General features: G+C 61.7%; 12 protein-coding genes. 8 read left to right on the forward strand and 4 right to left on the reverse strand.

Annotated elements, in window-relative coordinates:
• From BLR29_RS32020 to BLR29_RS19230, 4 genes are all read right to left on the reverse strand, one after another.
• Positions 1–1,049, reverse strand: a 1,049-nt coding sequence (locus BLR29_RS32020) for a T6SS immunity protein Tli4 family protein (RefSeq protein WP_143018480.1), incomplete at its 3' end; no start/stop codon positions are given.
• On the reverse strand, positions 1,046–2,941 hold the full coding sequence (locus BLR29_RS19220) for an esterase/lipase family protein (protein ID WP_255371325.1): 1,896 nt from the start codon (positions 2,939–2,941) through the stop codon (positions 1,046–1,048). The genes BLR29_RS19220 and BLR29_RS32020, both read right to left, overlap by 4 nt.
• A gap of 60 nt (positions 2,942–3,001) precedes the next feature.
• Positions 3,002–4,270, reverse strand: coding sequence for a hypothetical protein (locus tag BLR29_RS19225; protein ID WP_092138643.1), 1,269 nt, complete (start codon positions 4,268–4,270; stop codon positions 3,002–3,004).
• Between the two features lie 47 nt (positions 4,271–4,317).
• Positions 4,318–6,813 carry a type VI secretion system Vgr family protein gene (locus tag BLR29_RS19230; RefSeq protein WP_092139121.1) on the reverse strand — a complete coding sequence of 832 codons (2,496 nt, stop codon included), beginning with the start codon at positions 6,811–6,813 and terminating at the stop codon, positions 4,318–4,320.
• 287 nt (positions 6,814–7,100) lie between these two features.
• Between BLR29_RS19230 and tssB the strand changes: the two genes are divergently transcribed.
• The 8 genes from tssB to tssE all read left to right on the forward strand — a co-directional run bounded on the left by tssB (position 7,101) and on the right by tssE (position 16,787).
• Positions 7,101–7,616 (forward strand): type VI secretion system contractile sheath small subunit, encoded by a 516-nt coding sequence (tssB, locus tag BLR29_RS19235; protein ID WP_092138644.1) that lies wholly within the window; start codon positions 7,101–7,103, stop codon positions 7,614–7,616.
• A gap of 22 nt (positions 7,617–7,638) precedes the next feature.
• The gene (gene tssC, locus BLR29_RS19240) at positions 7,639–9,189 is read left to right on the forward strand and encodes a type VI secretion system contractile sheath large subunit (RefSeq protein ID WP_092138645.1); all 1,551 of its coding nucleotides are present in this window, start codon (positions 7,639–7,641) and stop codon (positions 9,187–9,189) included.
• A 118-nt stretch (positions 9,190–9,307) separates the two neighbouring features.
• A complete protein-coding gene (gene tssK, locus BLR29_RS19245; protein ID WP_092138646.1) occupies positions 9,308–10,654 on the forward strand; it encodes a type VI secretion system baseplate subunit TssK in 1,347 nt (448 codons plus the stop codon).
• 11 nt (positions 10,655–10,665) lie between these two features.
• A complete protein-coding gene (locus BLR29_RS19250; RefSeq protein ID WP_255371326.1) occupies positions 10,666–11,301 on the forward strand; it encodes a DotU family type IV/VI secretion system protein in 636 nt (211 codons plus the stop codon).
• Positions 11,302–11,311: 10 nt separating this feature from the next.
• Positions 11,312–13,051, forward strand: a complete 1,740-nt coding sequence (locus tag BLR29_RS19255) for an OmpA family protein (RefSeq protein ID WP_092138648.1) — start codon at positions 11,312–11,314, stop codon at positions 13,049–13,051.
• A 5-nt stretch (positions 13,052–13,056) separates the two neighbouring features.
• Positions 13,057–13,542 carry an Hcp family type VI secretion system effector gene (locus BLR29_RS19260; RefSeq protein WP_092138649.1) on the forward strand — a complete coding sequence of 162 codons (486 nt, stop codon included), beginning with the start codon at positions 13,057–13,059 and terminating at the stop codon, positions 13,540–13,542.
• Positions 13,543–13,641: 99 nt separating this feature from the next.
• Positions 13,642–16,356 (forward strand): type VI secretion system ATPase TssH, encoded by a 2,715-nt coding sequence (gene tssH / locus BLR29_RS19265; protein ID WP_092138650.1) that lies wholly within the window; start codon positions 13,642–13,644, stop codon positions 16,354–16,356.
• Positions 16,353–16,787 (forward strand): type VI secretion system baseplate subunit TssE, encoded by a 435-nt coding sequence (gene tssE / locus BLR29_RS19270; protein WP_092139123.1) that lies wholly within the window; start codon positions 16,353–16,355, stop codon positions 16,785–16,787. The genes tssH and tssE overlap by 4 nt, the downstream gene beginning before the upstream one ends.
• The last annotated feature ends 10 nt before the right edge of the window (positions 16,788–16,797 follow it).

Consider the following 16,797-nt stretch of genomic DNA (forward strand, 5'->3'; position numbering starts at 1 on the left):
GCCTCATCGACGGGCGAAGTCGCTAGCTCAGGGGGCAACGTAGCCCGCAACGCAGGATGATTGGCACTCCCGAGGTTCAGGCGGATTTCAGTGTGCGGTTGTGCCACCGTGTCAGGATTGCCCGGCGCCAGAAGATAGAAGCGATACAGTTGTACCGAGCCACTCCTGATCGAGAACAGCACCTCCTCCGCATCCATGCCTGCGACTTGGCGCTTGCCTTTACGTAGCACGCTTACGTAGCCGCTATACCCCTGCGTCCTCAGTTCCCGACGCAGGTCTGGCAGCGTCTTCAGCAGCGAAGTTTGCTGATCCACATCCACGGCATCACGCACATCTATCAGGAACAAGGAAGGCCGACCAGGCTGGAGCACCATGCCCTGATGGAGCAACTCACTGTTTCGCGATGGACCGCCGATGAGCGCGCCTTCGATGCAGAAGCCGCGTTCCGTGGGAACAGCCCAGTCGTCGCGGTAGGTGATATATCGATACCATTCACCCTCTCTTCGGATAACTTTTTGTACGGCACCGCTCCCCAACACAGATTTCATGGTTAGCATCGTGCTACCGGCCAGAGCATGACCTTCACCTTTGAAAGAGGAATCGGCATCGCCGTCTTCCTTGAAAATCATCAATCGCGAGGTCGCAGATGGTGACACGACCTTCTCAAGCCATGGCACATCGATCTCTACAACCCCATTCGGGAGACCTCTTCTCACCGACTCTTTGTATGGAATGAGAATGGTGCGCTTCCTTGTCCCCAACTCTCTTTCACGTGTATCGACCTTGTGCTGGAAAGTTCCGACACTGACGTTTCTGGCAACGTCAATCTTGTCGCCCCAGAATTCATACTCTTCTGAACTAATCTTGCTGTTCGCGGGACGGTCCAGCACAAATCGTCCGATGCACCATGGCCGCGGATTGGCAATGAGGGGATTGCTTGTTGTCATCACAGGCTCCACAGGGGTAATCCGCGCACAGGCGGACAGACCCACCACCAATAGAATAAGAAGGGCACGCAGCGCGCGCGTGTTGATCAGCTCAGGGTTCATTTCGCAGGGTTCTCGATGGAGTGTGCAATCTGCGCCACGCTGTAGAGCGTGCCCCAGCGTGTCCAGGGATGCTCGAAGCTGAATTGATGCTCGTATCCCCCTTGCACAAAGACCATTTGGACGCCATTGGCCTTGTCCTTTGACAGCCCCGGAATCAGCCCGCGGCCTTGCGCTGCGGCAGACCACGACGGGACCGTACCGTCACCAGCGATAATCCCGTTATCTCGCTCACCCTGCTTTGGCGCAACGGCCTTCTGCTGCACGGTCAATTTGATGGCTTGGCCACGCACGCGGATGGTCAGCACACCATGATGATCGTCGTGGATCAACTCAGCGCCTTTTAGCTCTTCTGCGGTCGTGCCCTCGGGAAGCGCACCCTCCCACAAAACCTTGCCCCAGGTTTGAAGCTCCTCGTCAAGCAGGCCCGCTTCCAGCTTGGCGGCCCCCTGCCTGCTATCCAAAGATTTTGACTTGAGTGCCCCGTCCCCATACAACGCGTAGGTGTTTGGGTGATAGACGTTGCGTAGCTTGTCCTGACGTTTCACTACTTCCTTAATTCTGTTCTTGTAGTCTTCGTGAACATTGCTTTCAGCCCCTTCCTTGTCAAGCCTCTCCCGAATGATCCCCGCTGGGTCAAGCAAGGAATTGTCCGGCAGCAGGGCGTACCACGCGTCGTTGGTGTACAGGTCATCTAGCGCGTTTTTCTCGGGAAGGGCCATGATTTCCCTGCCATCATTCTTGTCCACAAAGATCCACCATGGCTTTCCATCGTAATAGTCTGGCATCGGCGCCAGTTCCATCGGGCCCTCCGCGTTGCTGGCAATTGCCACGAACTCCGCATCGTCGCGCCCCATGAGACTCCCGTTGATGAAATCCTCGCCACCCGTGCGGAACCGCTTGGCAAACAGCGGCGCCCCGGTGGCCGGTTGCGCGCTATGGATTACGCCGTGCATATCCTTGGCGCCACCGCAGAACTGGGAAGCCATGCGCGCCACCAAACCACCCATGGAATGCGTGATAACAATGGCCTTGTCGGTATGGTTCTCCCGGCATATCTCACGGATACCCATAACGCGGGTGATCCGCTCGGTGTCGTGATGTTTGAAGTCGACGCCATCCAGGACTTGCTGCCCCGATATTTCGTTCGATTGCAGGAAGTTGTAGCCAATGGCGTAGACCGGGTAGCGATAGCGGGCCAATGACTTGAACACATCGGAATCGGCTGTAATCGGCCCACCGGGTCCGTAGGCGCCATAGTCGGATGGATCGGTGCCAAGGATGGCGCTGAGCGCAGCTTTCTCACCCTCCTCATCACCGTTTGCCCACTCGCCGATGGCTTGTCCCATCAGCATCGGATGGTTGAGCGTGTATTCCAGCCAGGCCAACGTCGGCTGATAACTCCAGCGATGGACGGTTCCCCATCCACGTCGGCTTGCCTCCTCATCACTCAAATCATTGTTGCCAACGTCGACCGGACCACGTGGATCAACCACAGCCTGGATAGGATCAAACCGTCTCGCACGCTTGCTCGCGCTGGCGAACCAGCCCGTGATGATCGAGATCGCCCCGAAAACGCCTGAAATCACGCCGTCCATATTGGGCGGATGCCACACGACCGCTCCTGTTTTCTTGTTCGTCAGCAGGGACCCCATTACCCCAGGAAGGAAGATCACGGGAATCGGCGAACGCGGATCCACATGCACTTCTTTGGAGCGCTGGTCACTGTCCGAAGTCAGCACGGCGCGAGCCGAGGGTATGCCGTCGCGATCGAAGCTGCCAGAGAGTCGGACAACGTCGTCACTTCCGTCACCTATATCGATAGGTGAGGCGTTTTCGCTGCCGCGCGCTTGCGCGGGTGCGTCCGGTACGCTGCGGTTTATAGAGCTACTCATGGTTTACACGACAAATAACGTGATGGGATGACTTGCTGGTATGGCACGGCACGAACGAATTCATTTGCTCGGGGCTTCCTCAAGTCGGGCGCGTTTCAATACTGCGCAATCAAAGTGCGAGTTCTCACCGACGAGAACAACCTGCTCCGCTCTGTCACTGCTGAGCGACGAGGCAGCACAGGCTACTGCTAGCCACGGTGCAGCGGTGCCGGCGAAGCCAACGGTTTGATCGAGATCAGCAGGGCGCACGGTCAGTCCGAGCTTCCTCGACGACTCTTGCAATGCACCGGCTCGCGCCGAATCGATATTTGTTAGCCACCCACCGGCGATCTGATTGGCCGCGAGACCACCCCATTTCACAGCATGCGATAGCGCATCTGGCTGATCCAGCCGACCTCGCACCGGGCGGTGCAAACTTGCCATGCGCGGCGTCCGATACCTGCTAGCCAGTTCTTCCGGTACCAACAACAGCGCGGCGCCAGCTTCGGCCGAACCTGTCGGCGGTATGCCTGAAAGTAAAGGATGCAACTGGACGGCGACGGCGAGTGTGGCGTGCAGGCTTGTATTCGCCAAGATTTCATCCAGCCATTTGTCGAGGCTTATCAAGTCAAACCGCGACTCCGCCGTCGGCATTACCTCAGCCTTTCGAAGTGATCTGGCATACCAGCAGTCCTGCCATAGCGCTTCATTTTCCTGCTGAGTCAACCCGTTGGACACGGAAAGCCGGATTACCAAGTCCACTTGCGCGGGTAGCTGTTGGATGCGTGGCACGAGCTCATCGAGCAATTCGCCGAACAACCATGTTGTAACGTCGCGACGGCGGTTGCGGTCATCCTCGCCACTGCCGGGGGTCGTACGCATGCCCGGTATGACGAGCCAGCGGGCTTTGACCGGCTCCCCGACAACTGCTATCGAGCCTCGCGTCTCAAGCGACAAAGTCGCCTTATCAATGCGCTCAGGCGCATTCTCGTCAGGATTAGACGAGAATCGGTGAGCCGCACCCAATACGGCCAGCGGGATACTTGCCGCTTCGAAGACGCGCGCGTTGAACGCCTTCACGGCTTCATTGCTTAACTCCGCGTCCAGTTTCCGGCCTTCAAATACGCTATAGCGGCGCAGCACGGTCCACGCGGAAATGCCTAACGGAAAGACGACGAAAGTCGTCCAAAATTTCCATGTTTGGGTTGGCATGCCTTGCGGCCAAGCAACGAGGACGACGAGCATGCCGGTCATGGCCATCACAAGGAACGCCACTATCCAAACGCGTCGCGACGGTGCACTAATCTGTGCTGATGCCTCGGAAGGTAGTAGTGAAAAGTCAACGGCCATGATTCATCTCCTTCGTGGCATAGCGAACCTCGCCTTGGCAGCGAATGTCACGCGGCACCTTTCTGGTTTCCCAATACACGAATCAATATGCCTTCGACATCGTGGCTTTTCTGGACCGCGGTCCGGCCCATCTCATCGGTCAGTCCTTTGATGCGGGTGCCGTCTTCACGCACAATCTCGTAAGGCTGATGCTTCAGCACTTCACCGGTTATCTTGTTGCGAAGTACGTAAGGGTCGTTGAAGGCTGTCTTGGGCAGACTATTCATCTGTTGAGCCAGTGACGACGGCCCTTGCCGACTGAACGCGGCCGACCTGATCGTCCGATCGCCCCGCGTACCATCCTCGATGCCGGTCGATGACATGCTCAAGTACGAGCCTCCGCACTTGAGCAGCAACTCTTCCCTGGCCTCGATGACAACCCGCCCGTTGGCACTGGTGATCGTCATGTTCCGGTCGGCCAACAGCCGCATCTCGTCGCTCTGCGCCTGGATCTCCACCTTGCCCCTGGCCGCGAACAGCTTGATGCCCAGCTTCTGCGCAAAGATGGAGACCAACTCGCCTGCCGCCACGGTGAAGCGCTTGACGATGCTGAGATCGGCGTTGCCACCCGCGGTGGCGATCAGGTTCTCCGCCGCGCTCAACTGCAAGTCCGCGCCCGATACCAGTGCCATGCCAGCCGGCGCGCTGACCAGAATTGCGGCTTTCCTGAGTTCCTTTAGCGTGTCGTCGAGCAGGGCCTTCTGTCGGGCGTAGTCGGCTGCGATGGCTTGTGCGGCTTTCGCGGCCGACGCCAGCGCCTCGCTTTGCTGAAGCGCCTGCTGCAGCAAGCCCTGCGCGGCGTCCATATCAAGTTGCTGCCCATTCGCCTTCGGCTGATCGTCCGCCGAAACCAGCAGCCCCTTGCCACCCCGGATCGCTCCCCAGCCTGACGTGCGCAACTCGAAGCCATTGCCCCGCTTTTTCTTCTGGTGATCCACCAGGTAGCCGAGGTTGAGTTGAGTCTTGCCCCCAAAATCGGTGGATAGCTTGATGCTCTCCTGACCCGCCCAGTCCTCGAACCGCAGCTTGTTGTTGCTCTGCGTGCGGATCACGTTGCGCGACAGCCATCGGTCCTGGTTCGTGATCAGATCCGTGTGCTGGCTGTTGTGCTGCACGTGGGCGATATACGGCTTGTTGGGATTCCCGTCGCGGAAGGCGACGTCCACATAGGTGCCGTCCACCAGCGGGAAGTGGAAGCCGGTTTGCAGCGCCCCCGCGAACGGCTTGGCGAGGCGCAGCGGGACGCTCTCGCCGCCATTGGGCCACGTGTCAAAGTCGAAATCGAAGCGGACGACGTAGTGGCCATCCTGCGTCAGGTAGGCATACTTGTACTGGCCCGGCGAGGTCACGCGGGCGCTCAGCGTGCCGTGAATCCTCGGCCAGCTGTCTTCGTCCATCGGCAGCCGGAAGCGCCGGTCCGACGGAATCGCCCTGAAGGTATTGCAATAGGCGGCATCGCGCGCCCCGCTGTGGATGACTTCGGTGACCACCAGCCCGTTGGGCGCGTCGGGCAGTGTCTGGTCCGTGCGCAGGATGCGCGCCGGACACAGCGCCAGCACGTTGCTCTCGCCCGCGAAGATCAGTTGCCGCGAGAACTCCGCCTCGTGGCGCAGTTGCGCCTCCCATTTGGCACCCTCGAAATCCAGGTGGTGCGTGCCGTAGACGTAGGACTGGCCGTAGGTCGTCTTCTCCTTGCGTGCGACGTTCGCCTCGCCAGTGGGCCGCTCCCAGGCCTGATCGGGATTGAAGTCGGCGACCCGGAACGATTCCGGCATGGTCCGCGCGTGGGTCTCGAGCGAGAACACCGCCTCCTGCCCGGACTCCAGCCCGGCCGTCTCACGGTAGGGCACCCGCAGTTCCGGCTGGTAGAGGTAGTGATCGATATCGTCGCCGAACACCACCATCTCGCCGAATTTTCCCAGACTGAAATAGAAGTACAGCCCCTCTTGCTCACACAGCAGCCGAATGAACGCCAGATCGGACATCTGATGCTGAAGGCGGAATTTGTGCTCGGGATAGGTTCGGCGCAGCTTGAAGATGAACTGGTGCCCCTGCAGGTCGTGGCGGCGCAAGATCGCCTCGATGATTTGCGGGGCGGTCTGTTGCTGGTAGATGCGGCTGGCGCGCGTCAGCCGCAGTCGCGCGATGCGTGGCTCGACCACGACTTCGTAGCCGCAGAAGTCGCGTGTCTGTCTGGTCCTGGAGAAGCGCGTGATGCAGCCGGCGAACTTGCGAGGCGCCGTGCCGTCAGCGGGATCGATCCGGAAGGTCGCCGCCTTGCCCAGATAGTCGGCGCGATCGAGCTCCAGCGGATGCGTCAACTGGACGGTGACGATGTAGGGGTCACCCATCCGCTCCACCGCCTCAAAGGCGATCACCGACAACGCCGACGCGCTCGCCGTACCGGGCACTTCCAGGAAATACGTCTGCCGCCCGGTCAGCTTCTCGCGCAGCGCGCCGTCGTAGTGCTTCAGTTGCTTCAGTCCTTCCACCAGATCCGCCATGTGTTGGGCTCCGTTGTCAGCGTTGATCAACGCCTGTTGCAGTGACCATGCGTTGCTCGATGCAACGTGCTGCGCGCCGCACACTAAACGATTCCTCCTGAGGTGGAAATGCCTTCGCTTCTGAATTCACGACCAGATCCGATCCAGATCAACACCCATTGAGAATTCAAGAATCGGCGAATTTCTCTGTAGCGAAGGAGGTGGTATCAATCGGCAATTAGCGTCGCACTACCGATCGCCGTTTGAGAACTGACAATCGATGAAACCAGAGATAAGAAGGAAGAGAAATGGCTGAGAGTTTCCAGAACGAAGTGCCCAAGGCACGGGTCAACATCAAGCTCGACTTGCATACCGGCGGCGCACAGAAGAAGGTGGAGTTGCCGCTCAAGCTGCTGGTGATGGGCGACTACAGCAACGGGCAGGACTCGCGGGCACTTGCCGAGCGCGAGAAGGTCTCGATCAACAAGAACAACTTCAATTCGGTGCTTGCCGACTTCAACCCCAAGGCGAAGATCGCGGTCGAGAACACCCTCGTCGGCGATGGCACCGAGCTGCCGGTCGATCTCGACTTCAAGTCGATGGAGGACTTCAAGCCGGAGGTGGTGGCCGGCAAAGTGCCGGAACTGCGCGCTCTGATGGCGGCGCGCAATCTGCTCCGCGACCTGAAGTCGAACCTGCTCGACAACGCCATGTTCCGGCGCGAACTCGAGAAGATTCTCAAGGACCCGGCCCTGTCCGAGCGCCTGCGCGCAGATCTGCAGAAGATCGGCGAGGCCGCTCCAGCTTCCCCGTCCGCTCAATAACCATCCTTGAGGAGTCAGCCCCATGGCCAAGCATGAAGTCACCACGCACGGCAGTATCGATGCAGCAGACACTGTCGTCCTCGAAGCCCCGGGCAAGAGTGTCTACGAGTCCCTGTGTGAGAAGATCAACCTGACACCGGTCAAAGCCACGCGCCCGGTGGAATCGTTCCAGAGCGCCGATGCGCTCTCCGAATCGTCGCTGGACGAACGCGTCGCACAGGCGATGAACGTCTTCCTGAAGATGATCCAGGACTCGTCGCAGCAGGTGGACCGCCTCGACAAGAGCCTGCTCGATTTCCATATCGAGCACCTCGATCGGCAGATCAGCCGCCAGCTGGATGCGATCATGCACAACGAGACGTTCCAGAATATCGAATCGGCCTGGCGTGGTTTGAAATTCCTGGTCGATCGCACCGACTTCCGCAAGAACGTCAAGATTGAAGTGCTGGATGTTTCGAAGGACGCGCTGCGTCAGGACTTCGAGGACACACCCGAGGTCATCCAGAGCGGGCTGTATCTGCACACCTACATCCGGGAATACGACACGCCAGGCGGCGAGCCAATCGGATCGATCATCTCCAACTATGCGTTCGATCGCAGCCCTCAGGACATCACCCTGCTGCGCAATATCTCCAAGGCGTCCGCGGCCGCGCACATGCCGTTCATCGGCTCCGTGTCGCCGGCATTCTTTGGCAAGGAGTCGATGGAGGAAGTGGCGAGCATCCGCGACATCGGCAACTACTTCGATCGCGCCGAGTACCTGAAGTGGAAGAGCTTCCGCGAATCCGACGATGCGCGATATATCGGCCTGACCCTGCCGAATTTCCTCGCGCGCCTGCCCTATGGCCCGGAGACTGTTCCGGTGCGCGCCTTCAACTATACGGAAGCCGTCAAGGGCCCGGATCACAATCGCTACCTCTGGGCCAATGCCTCGTTCGCGTTTGCCGCGAATATGGTGCAGAGCTTCATCAAGAATGGCTGGTGCGTGCAGATCCGTGGCCCGCAGGCCGGCGGCCTGGTCGAAGACCTGCCGATCCATCTGTACGATCTGGGCACCGGCAACCAGGCCAAGATCCCGACCGAGGTACTGATCCCGGAAACACGCGAGTTCGAGTTCGCCAATCTGGGCTTCATCCCGCTGTCGTACTACAAAAATCACGATTTCGCCTGCTTCTTCTCCGCACATTCCGCGCAGAAGCCGGCGCTCTACGACACCAGGGAAGCCACCGCCAACAGCCGCGTCAATGCGCGCCTGCCGTACATCTTTCTGCTGTCCCGCATCGCGCATTACCTGAAGCTCATTCAGCGCGAGAACATCGGCACCACCAAGGACCGCCGCCTGCTGGAGCTGGAACTCAACACCTGGATCAAGACGCTCGTGACCGAGATGACCGATCCGGCCGACGAGCTGCAAGCCTCGCATCCACTGCGCGAAGCCAAGGTAATGGTCGAGGATATCGAGGACAACCCGGGCTTCTTCCGCGTCAAGCTCTTCATCGTGCCGCACTTCCAGATCGAAGGGATGGATATAAATCTGTCGCTCGTGTCGCAGATGCCCAAGGCAAAGAACTGAACGGGGACGGCCGTTCCTATGCCGTAGACCTGAAGTCCTTCCGCTGCACGCTGGCTACGCCGTCATCGTGCAGCCTCTTCCATGCGGAAACTCGTTTTCCGCGTACCAGCCGAGCACGATGAGAATTTCAAGACCGCTGTGGGCACAGGGGATTTTCATGACCCCGCAGCATTTCCAGCAACAGGCACTGTGGGACCGCTATACCGACGAGTGTGTCGCGCGCCTTGCCAGCCCTGACCCGTGGGGCGTCGTACGTGTCGCGCTCGACCAGCAGGCCTTGTCGATCCATCGGCTGGCGGTGAGTGCGCTGGCCCTTCGGTTGCCGGATGGCACCGTCATTGATACGGAGACGGCGGATCTGACGCCCGCCGCTCGCGATCTCGGCGACGTGCCGGCCCACCAAGAGGCCGTGGTTGTGCTGATTGGCCTGGCGCTCGTCGACGCCCAGGGTGGCAACTGCGCCGAGGCCGACGACCGGCCCGCGCGGCCGCGTCGCTTCGTGCGGGAGTATCTGGAAGTCGCCGACCTGCACGGGGAAGGCAGAGAAGAGATCAGCGTCGAGCGGCACGCGTTGGCGCTCCTCTTCGACTTCGAGAACCACGGCGACTACGTGACCTGTCCCATTGCCCGGCTGGTACGCAGCCCCGAGGGACGCTTCCAAGTTGATCCTGCCTTTGTGCCGCCCTGCCTCTTCCTCTCGGCACACACGCGGCTCACCGAGCGCATGAATCGGCTGTCGGAGATCCTCGCCGCCAAGAGCGCGAGCCTGGCCGTGCGCCGGCGCGAACGTTCAGACCAGATCGCCGATTACGCGGTGGCCGACGTGGCGCTCTTCTGGCTGCTGCACAGTGTCAACAGCACCTGGCCGGAGCTGGCGCGCCTGTGCGCTGCGCCGCATCAGCATCCCGAACGGCTCTATGCCGTGCTGGCGCGTCTGGCCGGCTCGCTCCTGACCTTTTCCACGACGGCATCACTGCGAGCCATCCCCGCCTATGACCACCTCGCTCCCGAGCCCGTGTTTTCGGAACTGGAATCGCTCATCCACACCCTGCTCGACACCGTGATCCCGTCGCGCGTAGTACCGGTGGCGCTGGAGCGTGTTCGGCCCACGGTATGGGTCGGCAGGATCCTCGACGAGCGTCTGGTCGAAGGCGCGGAGTACTACCTGTCTGTGCAGGCGGGCCTGCCCGCCCATACGCTGCTCGAGCAGTTGCCGCGCTTCTGCAAGGCGGGTGCACCGGATGAGGTGGAGCAGATCGTCAACTCCGCCCTGCCTGGTATTCCGCTGCGCAGCATGTCGCGCCTGCCTGCCGCCATTCCAGTACGGATCGAGAACCAGTACTTTGCGCTCGACAGCGCCCACCCGGCCTTCAAACGCATGCTGAACGCACGGGCCTGTCAGTTCTACGTCCCGGCTTCACTGCCGGACGTGTCGCTTGAACTCTTCGCGGTATTGCCGGCATGAGACCTCCCGCCATGATGTTCCCGCTCGCCCTGCGCGACACGGCCCTGACTGTCACGGAACTCGCCGACGCGGCCAAACCGAGCATTGACTTCGAGGCGTTCCGGGCCAAGTGCCTCGATCAAGTGGCTCGCCTGCGTGCGGAATTCTCGGCGCTCGGCCAGCCGCTCGATGTGGTCGAGGATGCTGCCTATGCCCAATGCGCCTTGCTGGATGAAGTGGCACTGGGTCGGCTGCAGGGCACCGACCGCGATGCCTGGGAGCGCGAACCCCTGCAGGTACAGCAATTCCAGAGCCATGACGCAGGGGACGCGTTGATCGCCCGCATCGAGCGGCGCCTTGCCGAGCCACAGCCAGTGCTGCCGCTACTCGCTGTCTTCCATGTGATCCTCGGGCTGGGTTTTCAGGGGCGATATGCGCGGGAGGAAACTGCTGCCCGCACCACACTTGTGCATGCCATCGATGAATGCCTGGATCGCGCCGGCTGGCGCGAATTTTCCGGCCCGGTGCTGGTGACAGCGGGCACGACGCCCCGCTGGCGCCATCTTTCACTGCATGCCTGGGTGGTAATCGCCTGCGTTGGGGCTGCCTTGGTCTATGTCGCGCTGGATCGGTGGCTGGCTGCGGCGATTTCCAGGCTTGCAGGCTGAGAGGGGGTTCGTGACCGACTATCCCTACCGCATGCTCGTTGGCTGGATCGCGGCACTTGTCTTGGCATGGCTAGCATTCAGTTCGCCCTGGCGGGCGACGTGGAACTTGCTGCTTGCAGCCTTCACGCTCGCAGTGGCACTGCTGGCGATCCTCGTGGCCACCCGGCGGGTGTGCGCGCGCCGGCTTGCAGCACAACCAGTGCTGCAAGCCGTCAAGGCATCCCTCGACGCACTGCCGCGCGACATCCGGCGCAATACACCGCTGGTGCTGTCCGTGGGAGACGCGACTGGCGCCCCGGCGCTGGCCTTCGGCGAAGCGCTCATTCGGATCACCGATGCCGCGATCTGGGTGCGCGTCGACGACCCGATCCGGCTGGCGCATGTCGCGGACGCGCTCAAGCGCTGGCGTGAAGGGCAAGGACCAGATGCCGTCGTCTGTCTGATCGGCGCCGATCATACCAACGATGCTGGCGCGCTGAATGCCGCGCTCCGGCGCTGGCTCTCAGCCATCGGCGAAGCCAGCCGTGCGGTCGGTTATCTCTTGCCGGTCTGCATCGCCATGTACGTCGAAGAAGCCGATGGCGCGCCGGACGACTGCCCGTGGTTCGGCATCTCCGGCAGCGACATCTTGCAGAGCGACGCGCTGTCCTCGTTGGTCGCGACGCGCGTCCAGCAGTACGCGCAAGCTGCCGTCCCCGCGGATCGCGAGGCTCGCATGCACCGCGCCGCACGCCTCGATGCTCTGGTGCGGTGGACGGCCGGCACGTTGTTGCCCGCGTTCGTCGATGCCCAACGCGACGGGCTTCGCGATGGACCTCGATACGGGCGACCGATGCGCCTCGCGGCCTTCGGCGTGACCGTCACCGCGGGTGTGCCTTCCCCGGATTCGCTGCTTGCCCGCTTTACAGAGCAAGTGACGGCCCTGCGCCGACTCATCGGTGATGGGCGCCGCGCGCCCTACCCGCTCCCTGAGCCCCTGATTCGAGGCATCGCCCTGCAACCTGTGCATCGCGCATTCCCGCGTGCATTGGTGCACGCCTTTGCCTGGCTGGCGCTCGCTTTCTCAGCCGCCTGTGCGGCCTCCGCCTGGCAGAACCGGGCGCTGGTGGCTCGCGTCATGGACGACATGGCTCGTTACCTCGCCGTCGGGCCAGAGCACGACGCTGCCCGGGTCGATGTGCTGCTAGCCCTCAAGCGTGACCGTGATGAACTCGAACAGTATGCCCGCGCTGGTGTGCCGCCGCATCTGGGCCTGGGCTTCTATCGAGGCGCCCCGTTGCTCGGCCCCCTCAATGCGTTAATCGCTGCATATCAGCCGCCCACGCCACCACCCTCGACCATCGAACTGGACAGCCTGTCTCTCTTCCAGAGCGGCAGCGCCGTCCTGAATCCCGGCTCGAACCGAGTGCTGATCGGCGCTCTCGATATGATCAAGGCCCACCCGGACAAGCGCGTGCTGGTAGCTGGGCACACCGACGCGACCGGCAACCCCCGCAGCAACCTCAAGCTCTCCGAGGCACGCGCCGCATCGGTGCGCGACTGGCTGGCCGATGCAGCTGGGCTGCCGCTCACGCGCTTTGCGATCCAGGGCTATGGCGACACCCGTCCCAAGGCCGTAGACGACACCGAGGCGACGCGTGCCGCGAACCGACGTGTCGAAATCACGCTCGTCCCCGATTGTCGCGATGCACATCGTGAAAATCGACCAACCTCGGGCCAACCGGCCTGTTCATTCCAACAGAAGGAGTAAGAAAAATGGCAATTCCCGCGTACATGTGGATCAAGGACGATGGCGGTGCCGATATCAAAGGCTCGGTCACGGTGACAGGTCGCGAGGGCAGCGTCGAAGTGGTCGCCTTCGACCACGCCGTCAACATCCCCACCGACTCCAATACCGGCAAGCTGACCGGTACGCGGGTGCACAAGCCCATCGTGTTCTGCAAGGAAACCGACGCTTCAACCCCGTACTTGTACAAGGCGGTCACCAGCGGTCAGACGCTGAAGTCCGTCGAAATCAAGTGGTACAAGATCGATGACGCCGGCAAGGAGAAGGAGTACTTCAACACCAGGCTGGAAAACGTGAAGGTGGTTGGCGTCACGCCGAAAATGCGGGATATCAAGGACCCGGCGTACGAGAGGCACAACCATCTCGAAGACATCGAGCTGCGCTACGAGAAGATCACCTGGTCGTACACGGACGGCAACATCATCCACGCCGACAGCTGGAACGAGCGCTCATAAGGCGCAGGTGGCCAGCGCCTTGCGCTGGCTGACGCGGACCGCGTGTCGTAGTCCGCGCTCCTCCAAGTCTTTCACCGCGTTCCACGCCCTTCTGCGCCTATGACTGCCCGCGATCTCTCCCCGTTCCTGCGTCGCCTGAACGATCACTGCACCCGAGCCCTCACCGATGCCGCCAGCTTCTGTGAAACACGTGCCCACCGGGACATCGAGGTCGAACACTGGCTGATCAAGCTGCTGGAGTTGGGTGATGGCGATCTGCTGGCTATCCTGCAGCGCTATGAACTGGATATGGATGGGATCTGGAGCGGACTGCTCACCGCCATCGACCGGCTGCCGCACGATTCGCGTGGCAAGCCAGGCCTGTCGCAGCGCGTCGGCCAATGGCTCGAGGCCGCATGGATGCGAGCGTCGCTCGAATCCACGGCGCCCGGAGAGCCCAAGTCAATCCGCTCCGCGCACCTGCTGGCGGCTCTGGCCGAAACGCCGCACCTGCTGCGTGCGCCCGATGCCTGGCCGCTCCTCTCCGTCTCCGCCGCGCAGATCGAGCGGTTGATGCATGAATTGGACAAGATCTCAGTCGAGGCCGCCACGCCCGTGGCACACGATACCGACGGACAGACTCCCGCTCTGCAATCGTCGTCACCCGGCACACCCACCGCCGCAAGGCTTGTAGCGGGCCAAGCCGACACATCCGTTCTGGCCCGCTTCACTAGCGACGTCACACAAAAGGCACGCCACGGCAAGATCGATCCCGTGTTTGGCCGTGATATGGAGATCCGCCAGATGGTCGACATCCTGGCGCGGCGACGTAAGAACAATCCGATACTCGTCGGCGAGCCGGGTGTGGGCAAGACCGCGCTGGTCGAAGGGCTGGCGCGCAAGATTGCCGAAGGCGATGTCCCCGCCGTGATCCAGGGCGTCAGCGTGCTGACGCTGGATCTGGGCCTGTTGCAAGCTGGCACCGGCGTCAAGGGCGAGTTCGAGCAACGCCTCAAGAACGTGATCGAGGCCGTGCAGCAATCGCCGACACCGATTCTGCTCTTCATCGACGAGGCCCATACCCTCATCGGCGCGGGTAACGCTGCCGGTGCCGCCGATGCGGCCAACCTGCTCAAGCCCGCGCTCGCGCGGGGTGAACTACGCACGATCGCGGCGACGACCTGGTCCGAGTACAAGCAGTACTTCGAGCGTGACGCCGCACTGGAGCGCCGCTTCCAGATGGTCAAGGTTGACGAGCCCGATGATGAGAACGCTTGCCTGATGTTGCGCGGCCTGAAGGACCGATACGCGCAGCATCATGGCGTGCATATCACCGATGCGGCCATCGGCGCTGCCGTGCGCCTGTCACGCCGATACCTGACCGGGCGCCATTTACCGGACAAGGCTGTCGACCTGCTCGACACCGCCGCCGCCCGCGTTCATATGAGCCTGGAGGCCACGCCGGTTACGATTTCTGCCTGCGAAGCGGAGCGCGCTGCGCTCGAGGTCGAACGCACAGCGCTGCTGCAGGACCAGGGAGCTACCGGCGTGGAGATCGGCGAACAGCTGGCGGCCATCGATAGCCGGCTCACCGCGCTCACAAGCGAACTCGAACAGCTCGAGCGCGCCTTTGCGGAGCAGAGGGATGCCGCCGATGCGCTGATTGCATTGCGCACGCAATGGCATGCCACTGCGGACGAGTCGGCGCGCCTTGACATGACGCCTTCGATCCAGGCCGCCCACCATGCGCTGGCGAAACACGGCCAGGCCGCGCTGCTCCACGCGGAGGTGGACGAGGCGGCAATCGCTCAGGTGATCGCCGATTGGACCGGGGTCCCGGTAGGCAATCTGCTGTCGAGTGAACGAGTCACCTTGCTGGAACTGGAAGCCAATCTGGGGCAGGTCGTCGTTGGCCAGGACGAGGCTCTTGCCGCGCTCGGCAAGAGCCTGCGTGCCGCCAAGGCGGGACTGAAATCCGAGGATGAGCCGCTGGGGGTTTTCCTGCTGGTCGGGCCTTCAGGAGTCGGCAAGACGGAGACAGCACGAGCACTGGCCGACCTGATGTTCGGGGGCGAGCGTTCACTGGTCACCATCAATCTGTCGGAGTACCAGGAAGCCCATACTGTCGCGCAACTTAAGGGGGCGCCGCCAGGCTATGTCGGCTATGGCGAAGGTGGTGTGCTGACCGAGGCCGTCCGCCAGCGCCCTTACAGCGTCATCCTTCTCGATGAAGTCGAGAAGGCACACCGCGACGTGCTGAACCTGTTCTACCAGGTCTTCGATCGCGGCTTCATGCGCGATGGCGAAGGCCGAGTGATCGACTTCCGTAATACCGTGATCCTGATGACTTCGAATCTGGGCAGCGAGCAACTTCTCGCAGCTACCGACGCTGCAGAAAAATCCGGCGTCGAGCTCACAACCGGCGCCCTGATGGAAGCGATCCGCCCCCTACTCGTCGACCGCTTCCAGCCGCCACTGCTGGCACGTTTCCAGACCGTCGTGTACCGTCCACTCTCGACCGAGGCCATGGCCACTATCGTGAGGATGAAGCTTGGCAAGGTGGCCGACCGGATCACGCGCCGCTATGGCGTGCCGCTGCAATGCGATGACGCGCTGGTAGCCGAACTGGTGAGGGCCTGCCTGCTGCCCGATTCAGGCGCCCGCAATATCGACAGCCTGCTCGACCAGCAGATCCTGCCCGTGCTGTCACATGAGTTGTTGCTGCGTATGGATAGTCGAAAGGCGCTCAAATCGATCCGTCTGTCGTTCTCCGAGGCAGACGGTATCGGGCTGAATTTCGAAGAGCCGGTAGTAGCACCCGGTGCGTGCGCATGACACGGGTCGGGCCGGGTCTCTTCGAGGCTGTGACAGGGTTCTTTGGGAACGGTGTCGCAGTCGAAGAATTCGACGCAGCGACGCAGACCTTTCTGTCGGTCCAAGACAACATCCAGCGCATCCTCAATAGTCGCCGCGGCGGGCTCGCACACCTGCCGGACTATGGACTGGGCGACCTGTCCCGAATCTACCGCCACCTGCCCGCCTCGGCGCACACGCTCAAGCGCGAGATTGAGACGACACTGTTGCGCTACGAACCGAGGCTGAAGGCCATCGATCTCACGATCGAAGAGCCCGAGCCCGGCATGCTGCTCAGCTTCACCATGAGCTGTCACCTGCGCCAGGCCGGCCTGGTGCGATTCGGCACCCACTTCACGCCAGACGGCAAGACGCGGCTCAAGCTGCTGAAGGCTGACCGCGATCTCGAATGACCATGCAACG

Origin of the sequence: Cupriavidus sp. YR651 (assembly GCF_900101625.1) — a bacterium.
GTDB lineage: Bacteria > Pseudomonadota > Gammaproteobacteria > Burkholderiales > Burkholderiaceae > Cupriavidus.

Coding starts and splice junctions, on each gene's coding strand:
- BLR29_RS19220 (WP_255371325.1), bottom strand. CDS start 2,941: ATGAGTAGCTCTATAAACCGCAGCGTACCGGACGCACCCGCGCAAGCG.
- BLR29_RS19225 (WP_092138643.1), bottom strand. CDS start 4,270: ATGGCCGTTGACTTTTCACTACTACCTTCCGAGGCATCAGCACAGATT.
- BLR29_RS19230 (WP_092139121.1), bottom strand. CDS start 6,813: ATGGCGGATCTGGTGGAAGGACTGAAGCAACTGAAGCACTACGACGGC.
- tssB (WP_092138644.1), top strand. CDS start 7,101: ATGGCTGAGAGTTTCCAGAACGAAGTGCCCAAGGCACGGGTCAACATC.
- tssC (WP_092138645.1), top strand. CDS start 7,639: ATGGCCAAGCATGAAGTCACCACGCACGGCAGTATCGATGCAGCAGAC.
- tssK (WP_092138646.1), top strand. CDS start 9,308: ATGAGAATTTCAAGACCGCTGTGGGCACAGGGGATTTTCATGACCCCG.
- BLR29_RS19250 (WP_255371326.1), top strand. CDS start 10,666: ATGATGTTCCCGCTCGCCCTGCGCGACACGGCCCTGACTGTCACGGAA.
- BLR29_RS19260 (WP_092138649.1), top strand. CDS start 13,057: ATGGCAATTCCCGCGTACATGTGGATCAAGGACGATGGCGGTGCCGAT.
- tssH (WP_092138650.1), top strand. CDS start 13,642: ATGACTGCCCGCGATCTCTCCCCGTTCCTGCGTCGCCTGAACGATCAC.
- tssE (WP_092139123.1), top strand. CDS start 16,353: ATGACACGGGTCGGGCCGGGTCTCTTCGAGGCTGTGACAGGGTTCTTT.